At 51.7% G+C, this 20,727-nt stretch carries 22 protein-coding genes; 17 read left to right on the top strand and 5 right to left on the bottom strand.

The genetic code is table 11. The features are described from left to right. Positions 1 to 116: 116 nt before the first annotated feature. From lepA to cysM, 9 genes are all read left to right on the top strand, one after another. Positions 117 to 1,916: a translation elongation factor 4 gene (gene lepA, locus Q0499_RS00220; protein ID WP_299194497.1), complete on the top strand. Its 1,800-nt coding sequence runs from the start codon at positions 117 to 119 to the stop codon at positions 1,914 to 1,916. 11 nt (positions 1,917 to 1,927) lie between these two features. Beyond that, on the top strand, positions 1,928 to 2,737 hold the full coding sequence (gene lepB, locus Q0499_RS00215; protein WP_299194495.1) for a signal peptidase I: 810 nt from the start codon (positions 1,928 to 1,930) through the stop codon (positions 2,735 to 2,737). Between the two features lie 20 nt (positions 2,738 to 2,757). Continuing rightward, a complete protein-coding gene (locus tag Q0499_RS00210; protein ID WP_299194492.1) occupies positions 2,758 to 3,132 on the top strand; it encodes a DUF4845 domain-containing protein in 375 nt (124 codons plus the stop codon). Continuing rightward, positions 3,129 to 3,815, top strand: coding sequence for a ribonuclease III (gene rnc / locus Q0499_RS00205; RefSeq protein ID WP_299194490.1), 687 nt, complete (start codon positions 3,129 to 3,131; stop codon positions 3,813 to 3,815). Before Q0499_RS00210 ends, rnc begins: the two co-directional genes overlap by 4 nt. Then, the gene (gene era, locus Q0499_RS00200) at positions 3,812 to 4,747 is read left to right on the top strand and encodes a GTPase Era (protein ID WP_299194487.1); all 936 of its coding nucleotides are present in this window, start codon (positions 3,812 to 3,814) and stop codon (positions 4,745 to 4,747) included. Before rnc ends, era begins: the two co-directional genes overlap by 4 nt. 13 nt (positions 4,748 to 4,760) lie before the next feature. Beyond that, positions 4,761 to 5,480, top strand: coding sequence for a DNA repair protein RecO (gene recO / locus Q0499_RS00195; protein ID WP_299194484.1), 720 nt, complete (start codon positions 4,761 to 4,763; stop codon positions 5,478 to 5,480). A 155-nt stretch (positions 5,481 to 5,635) separates the two neighbouring features. Beyond that, positions 5,636 to 6,409 carry a pyridoxine 5'-phosphate synthase gene (gene pdxJ / locus Q0499_RS00190; protein WP_299194481.1) on the top strand — a complete coding sequence of 258 codons (774 nt, stop codon included), beginning with the start codon at positions 5,636 to 5,638 and terminating at the stop codon, positions 6,407 to 6,409. Continuing rightward, positions 6,406 to 6,780, top strand: coding sequence for a holo-ACP synthase (acpS, locus tag Q0499_RS00185; protein ID WP_299194478.1), 375 nt, complete (start codon positions 6,406 to 6,408; stop codon positions 6,778 to 6,780). The genes pdxJ and acpS overlap by 4 nt, the downstream gene beginning before the upstream one ends. A 170-nt stretch (positions 6,781 to 6,950) precedes the next feature. Next, entirely contained in the window at positions 6,951 to 7,847 is an 897-nt protein-coding gene (gene cysM, locus Q0499_RS00180; RefSeq protein WP_299194476.1) for a cysteine synthase CysM, read from the top strand. Between the two features lie 133 nt (positions 7,848 to 7,980). On the opposite strand, the gene bioA is transcribed toward cysM, so the two are convergent. Then, positions 7,981 to 9,270, bottom strand: a complete 1,290-nt coding sequence (gene bioA, locus Q0499_RS00175; protein WP_299194473.1) for an adenosylmethionine--8-amino-7-oxononanoate transaminase — start codon at positions 9,268 to 9,270, stop codon at positions 7,981 to 7,983. A gap of 98 nt (positions 9,271 to 9,368) precedes the next feature. Continuing rightward, positions 9,369 to 10,343 carry an SLAC1 anion channel family protein gene (locus Q0499_RS00170; protein ID WP_299194470.1) on the bottom strand — a complete coding sequence of 325 codons (975 nt, stop codon included), beginning with the start codon at positions 10,341 to 10,343 and terminating at the stop codon, positions 9,369 to 9,371. A 234-nt stretch (positions 10,344 to 10,577) separates the two neighbouring features. Between Q0499_RS00170 and Q0499_RS00165 the strand changes: the two genes are divergently transcribed. The 4 genes from Q0499_RS00165 to Q0499_RS00150 all read left to right on the top strand — a co-directional run bounded on the left by Q0499_RS00165 (position 10,578) and on the right by Q0499_RS00150 (position 13,317). Continuing rightward, positions 10,578 to 10,967 (top strand): hypothetical protein, encoded by a 390-nt coding sequence (locus Q0499_RS00165; protein ID WP_363317754.1) that lies wholly within the window; start codon positions 10,578 to 10,580, stop codon positions 10,965 to 10,967. Positions 10,968 to 11,042: 75 nt separating this feature from the next. Beyond that, on the top strand, positions 11,043 to 11,906 hold the full coding sequence (locus Q0499_RS00160) for a DUF692 domain-containing protein (RefSeq protein ID WP_299194468.1): 864 nt from the start codon (positions 11,043 to 11,045) through the stop codon (positions 11,904 to 11,906). After that, on the top strand, positions 11,893 to 12,675 hold the full coding sequence (locus Q0499_RS00155; protein WP_299194465.1) for a putative DNA-binding domain-containing protein: 783 nt from the start codon (positions 11,893 to 11,895) through the stop codon (positions 12,673 to 12,675). The genes Q0499_RS00160 and Q0499_RS00155 overlap by 14 nt, the downstream gene beginning before the upstream one ends. 24 nt (positions 12,676 to 12,699) lie before the next feature. Then, positions 12,700 to 13,317 carry a DoxX family protein gene (locus Q0499_RS00150; protein ID WP_299194463.1) on the top strand — a complete coding sequence of 206 codons (618 nt, stop codon included), beginning with the start codon at positions 12,700 to 12,702 and terminating at the stop codon, positions 13,315 to 13,317. A gap of 111 nt (positions 13,318 to 13,428) precedes the next feature. On the opposite strand, the gene tsaA is transcribed toward Q0499_RS00150, so the two are convergent. From tsaA to Q0499_RS00135, 3 genes are all read right to left on the bottom strand, one after another. Further along, the gene (gene tsaA / locus Q0499_RS00145; protein WP_299194461.1) at positions 13,429 to 14,148 is read right to left on the bottom strand and encodes a tRNA (N6-threonylcarbamoyladenosine(37)-N6)-methyltransferase TrmO; all 720 of its coding nucleotides are present in this window, start codon (positions 14,146 to 14,148) and stop codon (positions 13,429 to 13,431) included. Positions 14,149 to 14,194: 46 nt separating this feature from the next. After that, positions 14,195 to 15,994 (bottom strand): Na/Pi symporter, encoded by a 1,800-nt coding sequence (locus Q0499_RS00140; RefSeq protein WP_299194459.1) that lies wholly within the window; start codon positions 15,992 to 15,994, stop codon positions 14,195 to 14,197. Between the two features lie 119 nt (positions 15,995 to 16,113). Continuing rightward, positions 16,114 to 16,830: a ComF family protein gene (locus Q0499_RS00135; protein ID WP_299194457.1), complete on the bottom strand. Its 717-nt coding sequence runs from the start codon at positions 16,828 to 16,830 to the stop codon at positions 16,114 to 16,116. 84 nt (positions 16,831 to 16,914) lie between these two features. Between Q0499_RS00135 and bioB the strand changes: the two genes are divergently transcribed. The 4 genes from bioB to bioC are packed head-to-tail and all read left to right on the top strand — an operon-like array spanning position 16,915 to position 20,725. Next, entirely contained in the window at positions 16,915 to 17,961 is a 1,047-nt protein-coding gene (gene bioB / locus Q0499_RS00130) for a biotin synthase BioB (RefSeq protein WP_299194518.1), read from the top strand. A 48-nt stretch (positions 17,962 to 18,009) separates the two neighbouring features. Further along, entirely contained in the window at positions 18,010 to 19,179 is a 1,170-nt protein-coding gene (gene bioF / locus Q0499_RS00125) for an 8-amino-7-oxononanoate synthase (RefSeq protein WP_299194455.1), read from the top strand. Next, positions 19,179 to 19,943, top strand: coding sequence for an alpha/beta fold hydrolase (locus tag Q0499_RS00120; RefSeq protein WP_299194452.1), 765 nt, complete (start codon positions 19,179 to 19,181; stop codon positions 19,941 to 19,943). The genes bioF and Q0499_RS00120 overlap by 1 nt, the downstream gene beginning before the upstream one ends. Then, a complete protein-coding gene (bioC, locus tag Q0499_RS00115; protein ID WP_299194449.1) occupies positions 19,940 to 20,725 on the top strand; it encodes a malonyl-ACP O-methyltransferase BioC in 786 nt (261 codons plus the stop codon). The genes Q0499_RS00120 and bioC overlap by 4 nt, the downstream gene beginning before the upstream one ends. The last annotated feature ends 2 nt before the right edge of the window (positions 20,726 to 20,727 follow it).

Below are 20,727 nucleotides of genomic sequence, written 5' to 3'. Positions count from 1 at the left end.
CAGCTGTGTTTCTCTTTGATGGTCGAAACAGATGAAATACGGTACACTTGCCCGCTTCAGAATTGCGCCCTAACAATGGGGTTGCATGGTTCCTTTTATTAGCTGGTGATTCCGTAGTGAGTAAGCTCGAACACATCCGTAACTTTTCGATTATTGCCCATATTGACCATGGTAAGTCTACCCTGGCTGATCGCTTTATTCAGACCTGTGGGGGGTTGGAAGCCCGTGAAATGGAGCAGCAGGTTCTTGACTCTATGGATATTGAGCGAGAGCGCGGAATCACGATCAAGGCGCAGAGCGTTACGCTGAACTATACCGCCAAAGATGGCAAGATTTACCAGCTTAACTTTATCGATACCCCTGGACATGTCGACTTTAGCTACGAGGTGTCTCGTTCTCTGGCTGCGTGTGAAGGCGCATTACTGGTTGTCGATGCGGCACAGGGTGTTGAAGCCCAGTCGGTTGCAAACTGTTATACCGCGCTGGAACAGGGGCTTGAAGTGCTGCCTATCCTCAATAAGATGGACCTGCCACAAGCCGAGCCTGACCGGGTACGCCAGGAGATTGAGGAAGTGATCGGTATTGATGCGGACAATGCGGTTGCCTGTAGTGCCAAAAGCGGTCTGGGTATCGATGATGTACTCGAAGCACTGGTTAAATACATCCCGCCACCGGAAGGTGATCCTGATGCTCCGTTGCAGGCGCTGATTATTGACTCCTGGTTCGATAACTATCTGGGTGTTGTCTCTCTGGTGCGGGTAAAACAGGGCACGCTGCGTAAGAAAGATAAAATTCTGATCAAATCTAACCGCCAGGTCCAACCGGTTGAGGGTGTTGGCATCTTTACCCCTAAACGCACAGAAACCGGCGTGTTACGAGCCGGTGAAGTGGGTTATGTGGTAGCCGGGATCAAAGATATTCATGGTGCGCCGGTGGGCGATACCATCACCCATGCCAAAACGCCTGATGTAGAAACGCTGCCCGGTTTTAAACGGGTTCAGCCGCAGGTTTATGCCGGTCTTTTCCCGACCAGTTCCGATGATTATGAAGATTTTCGTGAGGCGCTGGACAAACTGACCCTGAATGATGCGTCCCTGTTTTTTGAACCTGAATCATCTGATGCCCTGGGCTTCGGTTTCCGTTGTGGCTTCCTCGGGATGCTGCATATGGAGATCATTCAGGAGCGTCTGGAACGGGAATACGACCTGGATCTGGTCACTACTGCGCCAACGGTAATCTATGAGCTGTTGCTGACCAATGGCGAAGTGGTGAAGATTGATAGCCCGTCAAAACTGCCGGATCCTGGATCAGTCAAAGAGATGCGTGAACCGATTGTTGAGGCCAATATTCTGGTACCTCAGGAATATCTGGGGCAGGTAATCGGACTCTGCGTTGAAAAACGGGGTATGCAGAAAAATATGAATTTCGTCGGTAATCAGGTTCAGGTTTCCTATGAACTGCCGATGGCTGAGGTTGTACTGGACTTTTTCGACCGCCTGAAATCGGTCAGTCGGGGTTATGCGTCACTCGAGTATAACTTTGTTCGCTTTGAGCCGGCTCAGTTGGTGCGCCTGGATATCCTGATTAACGGTGAAAAGGTAGATGCCCTGGCAGTGATTCTGCATAAAGATAATGCGCCTTACCGGGGGCGTCTGCTGTGTGAAAAAATGAAAGAGCTGATCCCCCGACAGATGTTCGATGTCGCCATTCAGGCGGCTATCGGTGGTAAAATTATCTCCCGGACCAATGTTAAGGCGCTGCGTAAAAACGTAATCGCTAAATGTTATGGTGGTGATGTCAGCCGTAAGAAGAAACTGTTGCAGAAACAGAAAGAAGGTAAGAAACGGATGAAGCAGGTGGGAAGGGTTGAGATACCTCAGGATGCCTTCCTTGCAGTTTTGAAAGTTGATAGCTAGGACGTATTCGCATGGATTTTGATTTTGCACTGATATTGGTGATACTTACCTTTTTGACCGCGCTGGGTTGGGTGTATGACCGGGTGCTACTGGCAGGGCCTCGTAAGGCAAGGCTGGCAGCCGCACAGCAGGCAAACGGTGATCTGCCTGTGGCAACGCTGGAACAGCTGAGTAAAGAGAATGGCGTTGTTGACCTGTGCCGCTCCTTGTTTCCGGTCTTGCTGGTGGTGCTGATTCTGCGTTCATTCATTGTTGAGCCGTTTCAGATCCCTTCCGGCTCGATGAAACCGACGCTTAAAATCGGTGACTTTATTCTGGTTAGCAAGTGGCACTACGGCTTTCGCTTGCCGGTGATCGGTACTAAAATTCTGCCGATGAATGACCCACAACGGGGCGATGTAGTGGTGTTTAAGTACCCCAAAGATCCTGGCGTGAATTACATTAAGCGGGTTGTTGGGCTACCGGGCGACCAGGTGACCTACCAGGATAAAACGATTTATATCAATGGTCAGCCTCAGACTCAGGTATTGCTGGAGCAATTGCCTCCGCAGAATCCCCGGTTACTGCTGATTGACGAGATGCTGGGGGATGTAAATCATCAGATCTACCGCGATATCGCTCCGCCACGCAGGCCTGCCGAATGGGTAGTACCTGAAGGGCAGTATTTTGTTATGGGTGATAACCGTGACAACAGTAACGATAGTCGTTTTTGGGGCTTTGTACCTGATGAGTTGCTGGTTGGTAAAGCTTTCGCGGTCTGGATGCATTGGCAGGGGTTCTTTACGCTGCCTGACTTCAGTGATGTACGAACTATCCGTTAAAAGGAAAATTGGGGTAAGTTATGTCAATACGAAATAAACAGCGGGGCGTGTCATTTTTCTCTCTGATGATCATTCTGATCGTTGCGGGAGTTTTCTTTGCCGTCGGAATGAAGTTGTTTCCGGTCTACTGGGATCACAGTCTGGTGACCTCGATGATGGAGGAGCTGGTTGATGAGCCTGAAACTAAAAAGGACTCACCGACAGAGACCCGAATGAAAATCTCTAAACGGCTGCGTATCAATCAGGTGCATCTGCCGGTTCAGGACGCTATTCAGATTGATATTAAAGAGGGAGTGAAAACCCTGACTCTGCAATACGATATCACCGTACCTATGTTCTATAATGTTGATGCTGTGGTGAAATTCCATGAGCAATATGAAGTGATTGTCCGTTGATTATTAAGCCTGCCACCGACCTGGCTAAAAAGCTGGGTTATCAGTTTAAAGATGAGAGCATGATCGAGTTAGCTCTCACTCACCGTAGCCACGGGAAGCGCAATAATGAACGGTTAGAGTTTCTTGGGGACTCGATACTGAACTTCGTCATTGCTGAAGCGCTCTACCGGCGTTTTCCTGAAGCAAAGGAGGGCCAGTTGAGTCGGTTGCGGGCGCAGTTGGTTAAAGGGGAAACCCTGGCCGAACTGGCACGGGAGATGAAGCTGGGTGATTATCTGCGGCTTGGCTCTGGTGAGCTGAAAAGCGGTGGATACCGACGCGATTCTATCCTCGCGGATACCGTCGAGGCGATCATCGGTGCTATCTATCTTGATAGTAATATGGACCGGTGCAGGCCCTATATTCTCGGCTGGTACCACTCCCGTCTGGAGCAAACCTCGCTGGAGGATACTCAGAAAGACTCTAAAACGCGGCTGCAGGAGTTTCTGCAGTCACGTCGGGCACCGTTGCCCGATTATGAATTGCTGTCTGTTAGCGGTGAAGCCCACAAACAGACCTTTGAAATTCGTTGTGCTGTGACATTGCTGGACCAGCCTACGGAAGGCAAAGGTAGCAGTCGGCGTCAGGCTGAACAGAACGCTGCCAAAAAGGCGCTGGATAAACTGAAGGTAGTTAAATCATGAGTCGCGACCTGAGTTATCTGTTAGATCAGCCCAACGAAAATGAGCGCTGTGGCTTTGTGGCCATTGTGGGTCGCCCGAATGTGGGTAAATCGACGCTGATGAACAAAATTCTGGGGCAGAAGCTTAGTATTACTTCGCGAAAGCCGCAGACCACCCGTCACCAGATTGTCGGTATAAAAACCGAGGGTGATGTTCAAGCGGTCTATGTTGATACTCCCGGACTGCATAAAGATCAGGACAAAGCGATCAACCGTTATATGAACAAAGCCGCCAGTTCAGCCCTGCGCGATGTTGATGTGGTGGTGTTTATTATCGACCGGACTGCCTGGACAGAAGAGGATGAGATCGTTTTTGAAAAACTGGGAGGGATTAAGTGCCCGGTGATTCTGGTGATCAACAAGATCGACCAGCTGGACGATAAAGAATCGTTGCTGCCGCATCTGGAAAAGTTGTCCAGCAAGATGGAGTTTCTGGAGATTATCCCTATCTCGGCTAAAAACGGCACCAGTGTTGATCGCCTCGAGGTGGTGATCAATGAACAGCTGCCGAAAAGCATGCACTTTTACCCGGATGATCAGATTACCGATCGAAGCTCACGTTTTCTGGCGTCCGAGCTGGTGCGCGAGAAGCTGATGCGCAATCTTGGCGACGAAGTACCTTATGGAACCACCGTCGAGATTGAAGAGTTTAAACGCAATGAGCGGGGCATTCTGATTATCAGCGCACTGATTCTGGTTGAGCGTGAAGGACAAAAGCGGATCGTTATCGGCGACAAGGGTGACAAGATCAAAGGGATCGGCCGCGATGCTCGTCTCGATATGGAAAAGATGTTTGATTCCAAAGTGATGCTTAACCTCTGGGTGAAAGTGCGCAGTAACTGGTCGGATGACGAACGTGCGCTGCGTAGCCTCGGATATAACGATATCGAGTGATTAAAGGCAGCCAATGAGTTATCAGGTTGAAGCTCAGGCTGCTTATGTCCTGCATACCCGCCCTTACCGGGAAACCAGTCTGCTGGTTGATCTTTTCACCCTGGAACAGGGTAAAGTCAGCGCCGTTGTCAAAGGGGCTCGTAGCCCCCGTTCCCGAATGCGCGCCATGATGCAACCGTTTACCCCGTTACAGGTCAGCTGGCGCGGTCGTCACGAACTGAAAACCCTGATTCAGGCGGAAGCGGTCGCCGCGCCGTTGTTCCTCAAAGGCAGTGCGCTGATCTGCGGCCTCTATGTCAATGAGCTACTTGAGCGTCTGCTGCAACCCTCTGATCCACATCCCCAATTGTATGTTTATTATCAGTACGTGTTGAATGAGCTGCGCGCGGCCACCGATATCGAACTGGCGTTGCGAACCTTTGAACAGCATCTGCTGCAACAGCTGGGTTATCAGTTCGATGTTCAGCAGTGCCAGCCAGCGTTGATCTACCGCTATGAGCCATCACAAGGGTTTATCCCGGTAAGCCAGGTGACTGAGAGTCTCAAACCCTTCTGTTTTAGCGGAGATCAGCTACAGGGCATAGTTGCGGAAGCATACCATCGTCCGGAGATACGCCGGGCTGCCAAGCGTTTGATGCGGTTGGCACTGGAAACTCAGCTGGGTAGCAGGCCTCTGCGCAGCCGCGAGCTGTTACAGGGATACACTCCAAAGAGTATTCTGCCGCAGTTATAACCCGTGACGGTGAATTGTTCGAAATCGCCTGTGCTTGAAAATAGTTGATTTGAAAGCAATAGCGTCTGAAACACAGAGCCAGACTATTTCTCCGGGTGTGATTCTAGTAAGCTCTGTTTCTGTTATTTTCATTGTTGTCTTAGAAGAGGTTTACCGTGGTAGAGCCAAGCCGTTTACTACTGGGTGTTAATATCGATCACATCGCCACACTGCGTCAGGCACGGGGCACCCGTTATCCTGATCCGGTGCAGGCTGCTGCTCTGGCAGAAGAGGCTGGTGCCGATGGCATCACCGTCCACCTGCGGGAAGACCGTCGGCACATTCAGGACCGTGATATCTATCTGCTGGCTGAGACGTTGCAGACGCGGATGAACTTTGAGATGGCCGTCACCGATGAGATGGTCGGTATCGCGGAAAAAGTAAAGCCGGGGCATACCTGTCTGGTGCCGGAAAAACGCGAAGAGCTGACCACTGAGGGTGGCCTGGATGTGGTTGGTCAGAAAGCTAAGGTGAAAGCGGCCTGTGATCGGCTGGCGGCAGCAGGTATCGAAGTGTCTTTGTTTATCGATCCGGATAAGAAGCAGATTGATGCCACCGTCGAGTGCGGTGCGCCGGTTATCGAGCTGCATACCGGTGGCTACGCCGATGCTGAGAATGCAGCTGAACAAAAAGCTGAACTGGCGCGAATCAAAGAGGCCGCGGCCTATGCTTTCAGAAAAGGGTTGATCGTCAATGCTGGTCATGGCCTTAACTATCATAATGTTGAGCAGATCGCGGAGATACCAGAGATCAACGAGCTGAACATTGGTCATGGTATTATTGCCCGGGCGGTCTTTGTTGGCTTGAAAGAGGCGATTGCCGAGATGCGCCGGCTGATGATGGAAACTCAGGTGCGGGTGCAATCGTTGCGGGACGCTGTGCGCCAATGATCGTTGGTGTTGGCACCGATCTGCTGGATATCCGCCGTATCGGCAAGGCCCTGGAGCGCACTCCGAGACTTGCCGAGCGGATTCTGACTGCGCAGGAGTTGGAGCAGTTCCACAGCAGCACCCAGCCGATTAATTTTCTGGCTAAACGCTTTGCGGCAAAAGAGGCGGCGGTAAAAGCACTGGGCACCGGTATTGGCCGGGGGATCAGCTGGCAACATTTTAACATTACCTACGATTCCTTAGGTCGTCCATTGCTGGAACTGAACGGTGGTGCGCTGGAGAAAGCCGACCTGCTGGGCATTCGGCAGATTCACATCTCTTACAGCGATGAAACCGATCATATTGTTGCTTTTGCCGTTGCCGAATCCTGACGTAAATCTCTATTTTATCCCGCTGATCTGTCCGGCTATCTATTTTTATTGAGCTTTGTTGCATCCCCCGGTACTATTTCTTTTATTGTTTTTGGTATATAAAATCCTTTTTTAATTCTCTTCGGTTATAACTATATGTTCTGATCGAAGACCGGCTGGTGCGCAGGCTTATGAGTATGAACTTTCCAACCATTGAAGATTATGTCGGTAATACACCGCTGGTTCGCCTGCAGCGACTTGATGTTGGGCGCGGCAATACCGTGCTCTGCAAGCTGGAGGGTAATAATCCGGCCGGGTCGGTAAAAGATCGTCCGGCGATCAGCATGATTCAGCTGGCAGAACAACGGGGCCTGATAAAGCCCGGCGATACCCTGATCGAAGCGACCTCCGGAAATACCGGCATCGCCCTGGCGATGGCGGCGGCGATCAAAGGCTACAACATGACGCTGATCATGCCGGATAACAGCAGTGAGGAGCGAAAAACCTCGATGACCGCCTACGGTGCCCAGCTGATCCCGGTAACCAAAGAGCAGGGGATGGAAGGTGCCCGTGACCTGGCGCTGCAGATGCAGGCGGAGGGCAAAGGTATCGTGCTTGATCAGTTTGCTAATATGGATAATCCCGAGGCGCATTATCGGGGTACCGGGCCGGAACTCTGGCAACAGACCGATGGACGCATCACCCATTTTGTCAGCGCTATGGGCACCACCGGAACGATTATGGGCACCTCCCGTTATCTTAAAGAGCAGAATCCGAATGTTCAGATTGTCGGCCTGCAGCCGGCAGAGGGCGCGGCGATTCCTGGTATCCGGCGCTGGCCAGAAGCGTACCTGCCGAAGATCTTCGATGCCTCCCGGGTTGATCGGGTGATTGATATTACTCAGGATGAAGCGGAACAAACGATGCGTGCACTGGCTCGTCAGGAAGGTATCTTTTGTGGTGTATCATCCGGTGGCTCTGTGTCGGGGGCGTTACGTTTAGCTCGTGAAGTGGAAAACGCCATTATCGTCTGTATTATCTGTGACCGCGGTGATCGCTATCTGTCGACCGGGGTGTTCAGTCGTTAAGCCTATCATTTTCAACTTCATCGGTTCTGATAAGCTCTGGCAATTGTCGGAGCTTTTTTATCCACTCGCGCGTTTTCCGGGTCATTGATCAGGCCAGCAGTGACTCCCCTGCCAATAAGGGTATTCAGAACGACTACTCTGAATACTGCCGAATCACCTCACAGATCCCCGAAGTCAGTGTCTGCAGGTCTTCATCGGACATCACATAGGGTGGCATCACGTAGACCAGTTTACCGAAGGGGCGTATCCAGATGCCCCGTTCAACAAACAATGGCTGGATATCGGCGGTGACCACCGGCTGTTTCATCTCCACGACACCGATAGCCCCAAGACAGCGAACTTCGGCGACTGAGCTCAGCTCAGCGCAGGGCGCCAGCCCCTGTTTCAGTTGCTGTTCGATCCGGGCAATATTGCTTTGCCAGTCGGATTCGCGCAGTAGCTTCAGGCTGGCGTTAGCTACTGCACAGGCCAGAGGGTTACCCATAAAGGTGGGGCCATGCATAAAGCAGCCCGCGCCACCGGCGGAGATCGTCTCGCCAATCTCGGTGGTGGTAAGGGTGGCGGCCAGCGTCATATAACCGCCGGTGATCGCTTTACCCAGACAGAGGATATCAGGCGAAATGCCAGCGTGGTCACAGGCAAACAGCTTGCCGCTGCGGCCAAAGCCGGTAGCGATCTCATCAGCGATCAACAGCAGATTATAATCATCACAGAGCTGACGTGCCTTTTTCAGGTATTCGGGGTGATAAAAGCGCATTCCGCCTGCGCCCTGAACAATCGGCTCCAGTATCAGCGCGGCGATCTCCCCATGATGTTCAACAATCAGTCTTTCCAGCTCTGTGCAATCACTGGCGTCCCAGGGCTGGCCATACTTAACCTGCGGCGCCGGGGCAAAGAACTGCTGTGGCAGGACTCCGCTGAAGATCTCATGCATCCCGGTCACCGGGTCACACACCGACATCGCACCGAAAGTGTCGCCGTGATAGCCATTACGGATGGTGATTAGCCGGTGTTTCTCCGGCTGGCCTTTAGCGTGCCAGTACTGGATCGCCATCTTCAGAGCAACCTCAACGGCTACGGAACCTGAATCCGCCAGAAAGACTTTCTGTAGTGGTTCAGCGGTCATCTCGACCAGCTGTTTACACAGCTCAATGGCAGGCTCGTGAGTCAGCCCGCCAAACATCACATGGGAGACGCTATCGATCTGAGCATGAGCCGCTGCATTCAGCGAGGGGTTGTTATAGCCGTGAATTACCGACCACCAGGATGCCATCCCATCGATCAGTTGAGTATCGTCAGCCAGTGTCAGTCGGACGCCTTCTGCAGAAACCACCGGATAAGCAGCGGGTGGGTTGATCATCGACGAGTAGGGGTGCCAGATATGTTGCTGATCAAAACGGATCTGTTCGCTGGAGATACTCATGCATGTGCCCTGTTCATGACGCCCTGAAGAACGTTATCTTAATGAAAAACCGGGCTATTACAGCCCGGTTTTATTAAGAAAGCAAATCGGCAACGCGTTTATTCCGGCACACAGATCTCATTGCGGATCACTGCCAGCAGGGTACGGAAAAAGAGCAGAGTGATGACCACGGTTGCAAGGCTGATCAGACCCAGTGCCAGGTAGTAGTAAAAGGGTTGCCCCAGGGTGACATACATTAGCTGAGCGGCAATTGCGGATGCCGCCAGCGGGAAAGAGTACGCCCACCAGGAAAGAAAGAATTTTATCCGGGTAAAGCGCGGCAGCTGACTCATTAATAGTATGAGAAGAAACATCGCTGCATAGAAGAGGATACGGGCAAAGTTATCCAGTTCACCGTTGAGTTTCATATAAGAGACAAACCCGACAGCGGGGGGCGCAATCAGTATAAACATTGTGGGTAACAGCTTTTGCGGCATCGGATCATGGAACATCATGCGGTTCAGTACCAGCGTCTTCAGCACAATCCAATAGATGATACCGATCGAGAAAAAGAACCAGCTGAGTTCGGTATAGCCATGTTCGACCCCTGCAATGGGCACCAGAATATTACCGACGATAGGAATGAACCAGGAGGGCGTCATATGGATTACCTGAAACTTGATGTGGTGGATCCATTGATTCAAGACATAGATCGTCAGCATCAGGTGCAGAGCTGTACCGACGCTCCAGAGGATAAATGACAACTGTTCGGATATAGACAGGGTGGCGATACTCAGCAGGATCATATTAATGCTGAAGGCAGGGAAGAAGCTGAGCTTAATCGGGTGCTGAAACTCTTCTACGACGGCAGATGTTTTTAGCATGATTTTCATCAGATATATCAATGCCAGAATCAGAAACAGGCAGGCGGTGAGTGTCAGCAGTATATGGCCGATGATAGGGGGCGCGGCAAACACGGTGGTCGCTTTTTCCCATACCAGGGTTAAACCGGTCATACCCATGATCATTGCAAAGAAGGTGATAGGAAAGTGCTCCAGCTTTGATGCGGAGGTCTGCTCTGGCAAGTTGCTCATAGAATTATGTCTCGATGACTGACTTAAAATTAGAAATGGCTAATATACTAATTTATTCATAAAGATAAATCGAACTTAATTTATTTTCATGCTTTCAGCTTTGTTTCAGATTGCAATTTTATAGTGGATACAACTTCAGAGGGAACGCAAATTGAGGTCCGCATGACCAGACCCCAGTGAGGCAACCTGATAATTATTTAACACTAAATTAATGTGATTTAACCGAGGTGAACCATGAATATCAAGACTTCAATTAAACCGATGACCGCTGCTGTAGGTGTTGTTCTGCTGACCGGCATGACCATGATGCCGGTGGCTAATGCAGCCTCCTATAACCCGTTTGCGGCGCAGGATCTGACTTCCGGATATGAAGTCGCCGGTAACGACAAAAGCGCTGAAGGCAAATGCGGCGAAGCGAAATGCGGTGCTGATAAAAAAGCCAAAGCGGACGGTGAAGGCAAATGTGGCGAAGCAAAATGTGGCGCTGATAAAAAAGCCAAAGCGGATGGTGAAGGTAAATGTGGTGAAGCGAAATGCGGCGCTGATAAAAAAACCAAAGCGGACGGCGAAGGCAAATGTGGTGAAGCCAAATGCGGTGCTGATAAAAAACCAGCTCAGGGTTGATCACTGGTCTGCAGGCTCTCAAGCCCCTCTGCTGAGGGGCTTTTATTAACAGAGAACAGAAAGAAGGGATAAACCATGAGTAATGAGACCTTTCAGGTATCCGGAGCAGGCCTTGGCTTTCGTCGTTGTATGACTGAAACGCTGGCTGAGGTCGATGCTTCTCAGATCGATTTTCTGGAAGTCGCCCCGGAAAACTGGATGGGATTAGGTGGCCGTTTTGGTCGGGCGTTTCGTGAATATACCGAACGTTTCCCTTTTGTTGCTCATGGTTTGTCTCTTTCACTGGGCGGTTCTTCGCCACTGGATACTGAATTTCTGCGTAACCTGAAGGGTTTCATGGCGTTGCACAATGTTCAGGGTTACTCCGAGCATCTCAGCTACTGTACCGATGATGGACATCTGTATGACCTGATGCCGATCCCCTTTACCGAAGCGGCGGTTAACCATGTGGTTAGCCGTATCCATCAGACACAGGATATCTTGCAGCAGCGCATCGCGATTGAGAATGTTTCCTACTATGCGGCTCCCGGTTCAGAAATGACGGAGATCGAGTTTCTCCTAGCCGTGCTGAAAGAGGCGGACTGCGATCTGTTGCTGGATGTGAACAATATCTATGTTAATAGCGTGAATCATAACTACGATGCAGCCAGATTTCTGACGCAGATTCCGGGTGAGCGGATCAGCTATATCCACGTCGCCGGACACTACACCGAAGCGGAAGATCTGCTGGTGGATACCCACGGCGCAGACGTTATCGATCCGGTCTGGGCGCTGTTGCAGCAGAGCTACGATCTGTTTGGCGTTAAGCCAACCCTGTTGGAACGGGATTTCAATATTCCGCCGATGGCGCAGCTATTACAGGAACTGCATACCATTCGTGATCACCAGCGCCGGGCGCTGCCGGTAACCGCAGAGGAGTATCGTCATGCACCTATCTGAAAGCGGAAAACCTGACGCTAGCTTTAGCGAACTGCAACGTCAATTTACCGCGCATATTCGTAATCCGGATAAGCACCCAAAACCCGAAGGGGTCGAAGAGCGGCGTATGGCGATCTATCGGGAACTGTTCTTTAACAATATTGAAGGTTTTATCAGCGGTGGATTCCCGGTACTCAGATCGATTACCCGGGAGGAGGACTGGCTGCAGATGGTGCGTAGTTTTTTTGCTCACTGTCACTGCCAAACCCCCTATTTTCTGGAGATAGCGGAAGCGTTTCTGACCTGGCTGAACAATCAGCGTGAGCCGCAAGCATGGGATCATCCGTTTATGCAGGAGCTTGCCCATTATGAATGGGTTGAGCTGGCACTGGATACATCGGAGGCCAGGCAGAGTGACGTTGCCGTGGATGGCAGCGGTGATCTGTTGAAGGGGCATCCGCAGCAGTCGCCACTGGCCTGGTCACTGATGTACCAATATCCAGTACACCGGATCGGCAAGCATTATTTGCCGGAACAACCACCTGAACAAGCCACGTTTCTCATGGTGTACCGCAACAGCGAAGATCGGGTGAAGTTTATGGAAACCAATCAACTTACCGCCCGGTTGCTCTATATCCTCAGTGAAGATAACGATCTGAGTGGTGCGCAGGCGTTACAACAGATAGCTGAAGAGATGCAGCACCCTCAGCCCGAGCAGATTGTTGCGGGTGGCTTGAGTGTGCTGCAGCAGCTTCGGGATAAAGAGATAATTTTGGGAACGTTGCAATAATTGCTGCGGGGTATAGGACTGAAAATGGCTAATTTAATAGTAAAACATACCAACTCACTGCATGACCTGCTGGATAAAACCCGCATGTTCGAGGGCATTGCCCCGCTGTTATTGCGTTTATATCTCGCACCGGTCCTGATGCAGGCTGGCTACAATAAGCTTTCGCACTTTGAAGATACTGCTGCCTGGTTTGGTAATCCTGACTGGGGGTTGGGTCTGCCGATGCCGGAAGTGTTGGCAGCTCTGGCGTCAGGTACAGAGTTCTTTGGCGGCATGTTGTTGATCGTTGGTCTGGCAACCCGCTGGATCTCTATTCCACTGATGATCACGATGATCGTGGCAGCGCTGACGGTGCATATTGATAATGGCTGGCTGGCGATCGCCGACCGTACCAGCTGGCTGGCAAATGATCAGGTTATGGAAGCGAGTGAGCGCCTGGGCCGGGTTAAAGAGATTCTGAAGGAGCATGGCAACTACGACTGGCTGACGGGCAAAGGGTCGGTGGTGATACTGAATAACGGTATCGAGTTTGCGGCCACGTACTTCGTTATGCTTCTGAGTCTGTTCTTTACCGGTGGCGGTCGCTATTTCAGCATCGACTATTGGCTGGCGCGTAAATTTCGTACGGTTGCTAAGGGGTAACCGGTTTATCTGAAAGGTTTTCTCAGTAAGGCTCTCAGGTACTTTCATTCAGTACCCTCTTTTCAGCAGCGCTTAGCGCTGCTTTTTTTCGTCGCTTATCTGGTCGGTGCACTATGATTGATCAATCGAGATGTCGCTCACCTGAACCTCAGTGTCACTGATGGTCCAGCGAATATTGAGGTCGTGCAGGCGGATGCCATATTCCCGTTGTTGCGGGTTGTTTTTGTGATAGGCCGGGCGGGGGTCACACAGCAACACCTCTTTAATCTGTTGTCGCAACGGCTGGTTTAACCGGGCGCTATGTTGCTCCAGCGCACGATTCGCTTCGTCGGAAAATGTCACTGGCAGATCGAGGGTCTCGATCTGGCTGGCCAGTTCGAAGCTGGCTTCTCCGATGATGTCGGAGTAGGGCAGGTAGGGCTTAATATCAATGATCGGTGTCTGATCCAGCAGATCAGCCCCGCTGACATCGAGGTACACGTGACACTCTTCAATACGTATCCCATCTAACTTCACCGGCGATAAGCCCACCGGGTTGGGCCGGAAAGGGGATCTGGAGGCCAGCACGCCCAGCTTTTCATTGCCGCCGAGCCTTGGCGGACGCACTAGGGGTGACCAGCCTTTACCCACGCAGGCGCTGAAAATAAACAGCAGCCAGATATGGCTGCACTGCTCCAGTCCGCGCACCGCATCAGCACTGTTATAGGGTGGTAAAAGCTCGACCGTGGCGGTCATCGAACCGGCCAGTCCCGGTTGTCGGGGAATACCAAACTTTTCTTTATAGCCGCTATGAATAACGGCTATCGGTGCAAATGTAAAAGTTGAGTTCATTATCAAAGATCAGTTTATTGTATGAGTTCAGTTTACTGTCAGTCTATCATCCGCTGACTTTTCGGGCGGCTGCGTGATCAGCCTCGCTATTTACGACGTCACTGTCCACCGTATCATCAGACCCCTGAGGGCTTTCGGTTGGCTGAAGGCTCTCGGTTGGCTCAGGGCTGTCCGTAAGCTGAAGGCTCTCAGTTTCCAGGGGCTTTGTCGCTTCTGTATCAGATGTAATCGGTGCGCGATGTTCAACTGGCATCAGGCTGCTCCAGTAACGGGTGCTTTTCTCCGCCTGTTCTCCCAGTCGATGAATATGGCTAAGTGAATCCAGTAGCTCGGTACCTTCATCGGGGCTGAGGCGGCCGGCGATCATCGCATCAAGCACATGCTGTTTGATCTTCTGGTATTTCTTCTCCAGCTTATGCAATATCGCACGGCTGTCAGACGCCGCATTGACCTCTTCATCATTAATCACCGAAGCATCAAGCATCTTTGTGGTGATTTTTTTCAGCTCATAGATATCCTGCTGGGTATTACTGTCGTTAATCTGATGAAACCGTTCACTGTACTGGACAATAAGGCCAGAGAGTCTCGCCATCTCATTAAAGTAACGGGCTACCCGCATCGCGCTGGGGAGAATCTGTGAGATCTCTTCACCAATCTGCTGTTGTGCCAGCTTTTGATTGAACTTGCCGATCTCAATGACCAGTTTATTGATGATTTGCACCTGTGTCTGGACATGATGGACGTCGCTTGTTTCAGCACTGAGCGCTTCTTTTGCCAGGGTTGAGGCCATCCGGCTGACCCTGCCCAGTTCCCGGGTCATCGCATCAACTGCCAGAGGCGGGGTTTCGAGAATGTTTTTGTCCAGAAAGCGGACCTTAGCAAGATCTTCATCTTCACGACGGAACCGAGTCTTTAAAAATGCAACCATCGGTGCCGTAATTGGCCACATGATAAGCACCCCGACAACATTAAACAGGGTGTGAAACAGAGCCAGCAGAATAACCATGTCGACGCTCTGCTGAAGATTTGATCGGTTTATTATTCCCGCCAGCCCTATCAGCAGGAGCAACCCGACTGTACCGGTAATCAGGTTGAAGAACACATGAGCGCAGGCGATCCGTTTGGCATTTGATGTAGCGCCGATGACGGATAGTGCTGCGGTGGAGGTAGTGCCCAGATTAGCACCAATAACCAAAGCGCCTGCTGTCGCTAAAGGAATTGCTCCGGTTGACGCCATCGATAGCGTGATCGCCATGGCTGCACCGGAAGACTGAATGAGAACGGTCAGAATGAATCCCGCCAGTACAAACAGAGCCAGGCCATAGCTTGTCTGACTAATGGCCTCAAACGGGATGCTGTTCTCGAGTCCGTTAAAGGTATCTTTAAGAAATGACAAGCCGATAAAGAAAAGCCCAAACCCGGTCAGTGTAGTGCCCAGGTGGGCGTAACGTTTTTCCCCACCGACGAGGCGCATTGTCATGCCTGCCCCGATCATTGGCAGTGCAAACGCATTGATATTGAAATTGAAACCGATAGTCGCAACCAGCCAGCCAGTCATGGTGCTGCCGATATTGCAGCCATAAATGACGGCCACCGATTGCCCCAGATTCAGCAGGCCCGCATTAACAAAACCGATGGTGGCGACAGTGACGGCACTGGATGAATTAACTAATGCGGTTATCGCTGTGCCGGATAACAAGCCTCGCAGTCTGGACCGGGTGGCGGCTTCAAGAACTTTACGTAATGTCTGGCCGGCAGCACGTTTTAAGCCATCGGTCATTAGCTGCATGCCGAGCAGGAAGAGGCCCAGGCCGCCAATCAGGTCACCAATATTGCTCAGATCCATTGCGGACTCCTTACTGAGGTATAGCAGGAAGGTTTATTATTTTTTTCAATCTCAGAACTGAAATAAGCTCATAACAGAAAAAGTTAACTTTCTGATTACACAGTAATAAGAGCGCCAAATCAGAATAAATGCAACTCTTTTGGCGTGCGCGCGACGATCCAGATATAAACCTGCTGACAGCCCGCTGCTTTGAGAACCTTGCTAATTTCTGCTGCAGTGGTGCCGGTGGTCATCACATCATCTACCACCGCGACGGACGCCGGCGGCGAACCGACACAGTGAAAACTGTTGCGTAGATTTTTGCTGCGAGCTTTGCGGTCCAGTTCTGCCTGGTGTGGTGTGTTTTCTGTTTTGATCAGCAGGCGGTTACTAAAGGGAACGCCCAGGTTGCGTGCAACTCTGTGTGCCAGCAGTGCAGCCTGATTGTACTGGCGCTCCTGCAGTCGTTTTCGATGCAGAGGTACAGGGATAATCAACTCGGGCATCGGTTTATCGTGCAGGTGATCACTGAGTAGGTCTGCCATCGGGTTGAGATAGTGGGCCTGGCCATTAAATTTAGCCAGTTGAATCAGCTGATCAATCGGAAACCGGTACTCAAAGGGCGCAATCACCTGGGTAAACGGCGGTGACTTTTTCTGACACGTAGGACAGATAACCTGAGATTGTTTGCCGGTTATAAGTGGATTGGCGCAGCGTTGGCAGGCGTTAGTGATCCAGGGCAGGTCATCGATACAGGCGTTACACACCTGAGTGGCGGATGCGGGGTGTAAACCGCATAGTATACAAAGTCTGATTTGATTAAATAATAACCATCTGTTTTTATTTTTTGTGAACATAGGTTGACAGATCCTTCTGTCAGATTAAAATTAGCCTTTCCCTAAAATCTTTATCTTTCGACCTAATACAGGATATACATGGCGATGCAACAACACCAGACAGAGATTCGACACGACTGGAGCGAGCAGGAAGTACAGGCACTATTCAGTCTGCCATTTAATGACCTGTTGTTTAAGGCCCAGCTGGTGCATCGCCAGTTCTTTAATCCGAATGAAGTTCAGGTCAGCACCCTGTTGTCGATTAAAACCGGTGCTTGTCCGGAGGACTGTAAGTACTGCCCGCAGAGTGGACACTACAATACCGGCCTTGAGAAAGAGCGTCTGATGCAGGTTGACGCGGTGCTGGAAAAGGCGAAGAAAGCCAAACAGAGCGGCTCAACCCGTTTCTGCATGGGCGCGGCCTGGAAGCATCCGGCGGATAAAGATATGCCTTATGTTGTCGAAATGGTTAAAGGGGTTAAGGCCCTGGGTCTGGAAACCTGTATGACCCTGGGGATGCTGGATGAGGATAAAGCGAATCAACTGGCCGATGCCGGTCTGGATTATTACAACCATAACCTCGATACCTCGCCTGAGTTTTACGACAAAATTATCACTACCCGTACCTACCAGGATCGTCTGGATACCCTGCACAACGTGCGGGAATCCGGCATGAAAATCTGTTCCGGCGGTATTCTGGGTATGGGTGAAACGGCCAACGACCGTATCGGTCTGTTGCGCCAACTGGCAAACCTGCCACAACAGCCGGAAAGTGTACCCATTAACATGCTGGTTAAAGTGAAAGGCACGCCGCTGGAAAATGCTGAAGATCTGGATAATCTGGACTTTATCCGTACCATCGCGGTGGCCCGGATCATGATGCCACAGTCTCATGTGCGCCTCTCTGCCGGTCGTGAAAGCATGAGTGATGAGATGCAGGCGCTGACCTTTATGGCTGGGGCCAATTCAATATTCTATGGTGAGTGTTTGCTGACTACGCCAAACCCTGAAACCCATCGTGACCTGCAGCTGTTCAAGCGTCTGGGTATTAACCCTGAGCAACGGATCTCTGAAGCGGATGAAACGCAGGAACAGGCGATTATCAGTACTCTGCACAAGCAGCAGGATGAGTCGTTCTTTTACGAAGCCTGATTAATCTTCCCGCCGGGCTGTCAAAGGCAACCCATATAGGATCTGACCATGTCTTTTGATCAGCTGAGCGCTGAACTACAGGCGCGTAAAGAGCAGTCGCTGTACCGTCAGCGACGTATCTTACAAAGCCCTCAGGCACCTGAAGTGATTGTCGATGGCAAAGCCTGTCTGGCATTCTGTTCCAACGATTATCTCGGTCTGGCAAACCATCCCGACGTGATCGCCGACCTGAAACGGGGGGCCGATAGCTATGGTGTCGGTGGTGGCGCTTCACATCTGGTGAATGGCCACAGTCAGGCACATCACGCGCTTGAAGAGGAGCTAGCCGAGTTTACCGGTCGTCCCCGGGCATTGCTGTTTTCCACCGGTTATATGGCCAATATTGGTGCGGTTAATGCCCTGCTGGATAAGCGTGATGCGGTGTTTCAGGACCGGGTCAATCATGCTTCATTGCTGGATGCTGGGCTGCTCAGCGGGGCCCGTTTTCAGCGCTTTCTGCATAATGATGCGGGCAATCTCAATACCCGTCTGCAACGTACCGAAGCCAGGCGTAAGCTGGTGGTCTGTGACGGCGTATTCAGTATGGATGGCGATCTGGCTGAGTTGCCTGCGATCTGTAAAACCTCTGCGGCCCACAATGCCTGGGTGATGGTCGATGATGCCCACGGTTTTGGTTGTATCGGTAAGCAGGGGCGCGGGACGGTTGATCATTTTGGCCTGGGGAATGATCAGGTGCAGATCTTAGTTGGTACATTGGGTAAGTCCTTTGGTACCTCAGGCGCATTTGTCGCCGGTTCTGAAGAGCTGATTGAAACCCTGATTCAGCATGCCCGCACCTATATCTATACCACCAGCATGTCGCCTGCTATCGCGTCAGCAACCCGTGTCAGCCTGAAGCTGTTACAACAGGAGGAGTGGCGCCGGGAAAAACTCAGCCATCTGATTCAACGTTTCCGCAACGGCTGCGAACAGCTGGGGTTGCCGCTGATGGCATCACCGACACCGATACAGCCGATTCTGGTGGGCGAAGCTGACCGGGCGATGGCGATTAGCGCGGCACTGGAAGCGAAAGGGATCTTTATCGGTGCTATTCGGCCACCGACCGTGCCGCAGGGTGCGGCCCGCTTAAGGGTCACCATCAGCGCGACTCATACTGATGAGCAGTTAGATAGATTGCTGGAAGCGCTTGGTGAGGTGATGACAGGAATGACGGATTGATGCTTTATTCTCAGCAACAGGGTAATCCACAGGGACAACCACTGGTACTCTTGCATGGCTGGGGTATGCACAGCGGGGTTTGGTACACACTGCTGCCCGAGCTGCAACAGGATTTCCACATCATCCTGATTGATCTCCCCGGACTGGGCCGCAGCGCAGCGAGTCTGCCCGGTTGCTATGATCTGGCGTCGGTTACCCGGTTGCTCGCTGAGGTTGCGCCTGCATCCGCGGTCTGGCTTGGCTGGTCTCTGGGTGGCATTATCGCCATGGAGTTCGCCCAGCGTTACCCTGAGCGGGTCAGCGGGCTTATTACTCTGGGCACCAGCCCCTGCTTTGTCGAGCGGCCTGACTGGTGTTTTGGTATGGACGAGGCAACCTATAGCCAGTTTGAAGATGATCTGGCAGCGAATCCGGCTAAAACCCTGCAACGTTTTAATATGCTCCAGGTGCAGGGTAGCTCCACTGCTCGTGCCGATCTGAAATCATTGAAGCAGATACTCTCTGAGGTCGCGCCGACGCCACCTGCGCTGGTCGACAGTCTGGCGCTGTTACGTGATGATTACCGCAGCATTTATAACGCCACCGAACATCCCTCGCTGCACCTGCTCTGTGATCAGGACATGCTTGCCCCGGCAGCGATGGCGGGTGCGCTCTCACTGCTGCAGCCGAAGGCCGACGTTAATGTTTTAGCGGGCCAGTCCCATGTCGGCTTTCTGTCTGCGCCGCAGTGTTTGGCAGAGAGGATCCGGACGTTCTGTCTATGAGTGCTCAGTTCCTCAAACCTCAAATTGCAGAATCATTCAGCCGTGCTGCGGTGAGTTATGACAGCGTTGCCCAGTTGCAGCGCAGAATCGGTCATAATCTGCTGGCTCAAATATCCCCATCCTCTGCCGACGTGGTGATGGACCTGGGGTGTGGTACCGGCTATTTTGCGCCGCTACTGACTGAACAGGTGAAACCACAGCAGCTGGTCTGCCTCGATCTGGCTCAGGGGATGCTCAGGTATGCCCGTCAAACACGCGAAACCCCGAACACGCTGTGGCTCTGCGGTGATGCTGAGAGTCTGCCGCTGGCGGATAACTCTGTTGATCTGATCTTCTCCTCTCTGGCGATTCAATGGTGTGAAGATCTTGCGGCGTTGTTTAGTGAGGCTGCGCGGGTATTGAAGCCTGGCGGGCGTTTTCTTTTCAGTACGCTGGGACCGAATACCCTTCATGAACTGCGTGACGCCTGGTCAGTAGTAGATAGCTATCAGCATGTGAATCGTTTTATCAGTTATACCGCCTTGCAGACCTGTGCAGCTCGTCATCTGCAAAAAGTCAGTCTGATAGAAACAGAAGAATTGCTGCTGTACGACCAATTGCGTGAACTGACCGCTGAGCTAAAGGGGATTGGTGCCCACAATATCAGTGCCGGCCGGCAGAACGGCCTGACCGGCAAAGCACGAGTGATCGCTTTTAAGCAGGCGTATGAGCAGTTTCGACGGCCAGATGGTATGCTGCCGGCGACCTACCAGGTATTTTACGGAGACTTTATTAATGGATAGGC

The sequence above is a fragment of the uncultured Amphritea sp. genome (assembly GCF_937127095.1).
Taxonomy (GTDB): domain Bacteria; phylum Pseudomonadota; class Gammaproteobacteria; order Pseudomonadales; family Balneatricaceae; genus Amphritea.
The sequence above is the reverse complement of the archived record's forward strand: the minus strand, read 5'-3'. Positions and strand labels throughout refer to the sequence as shown.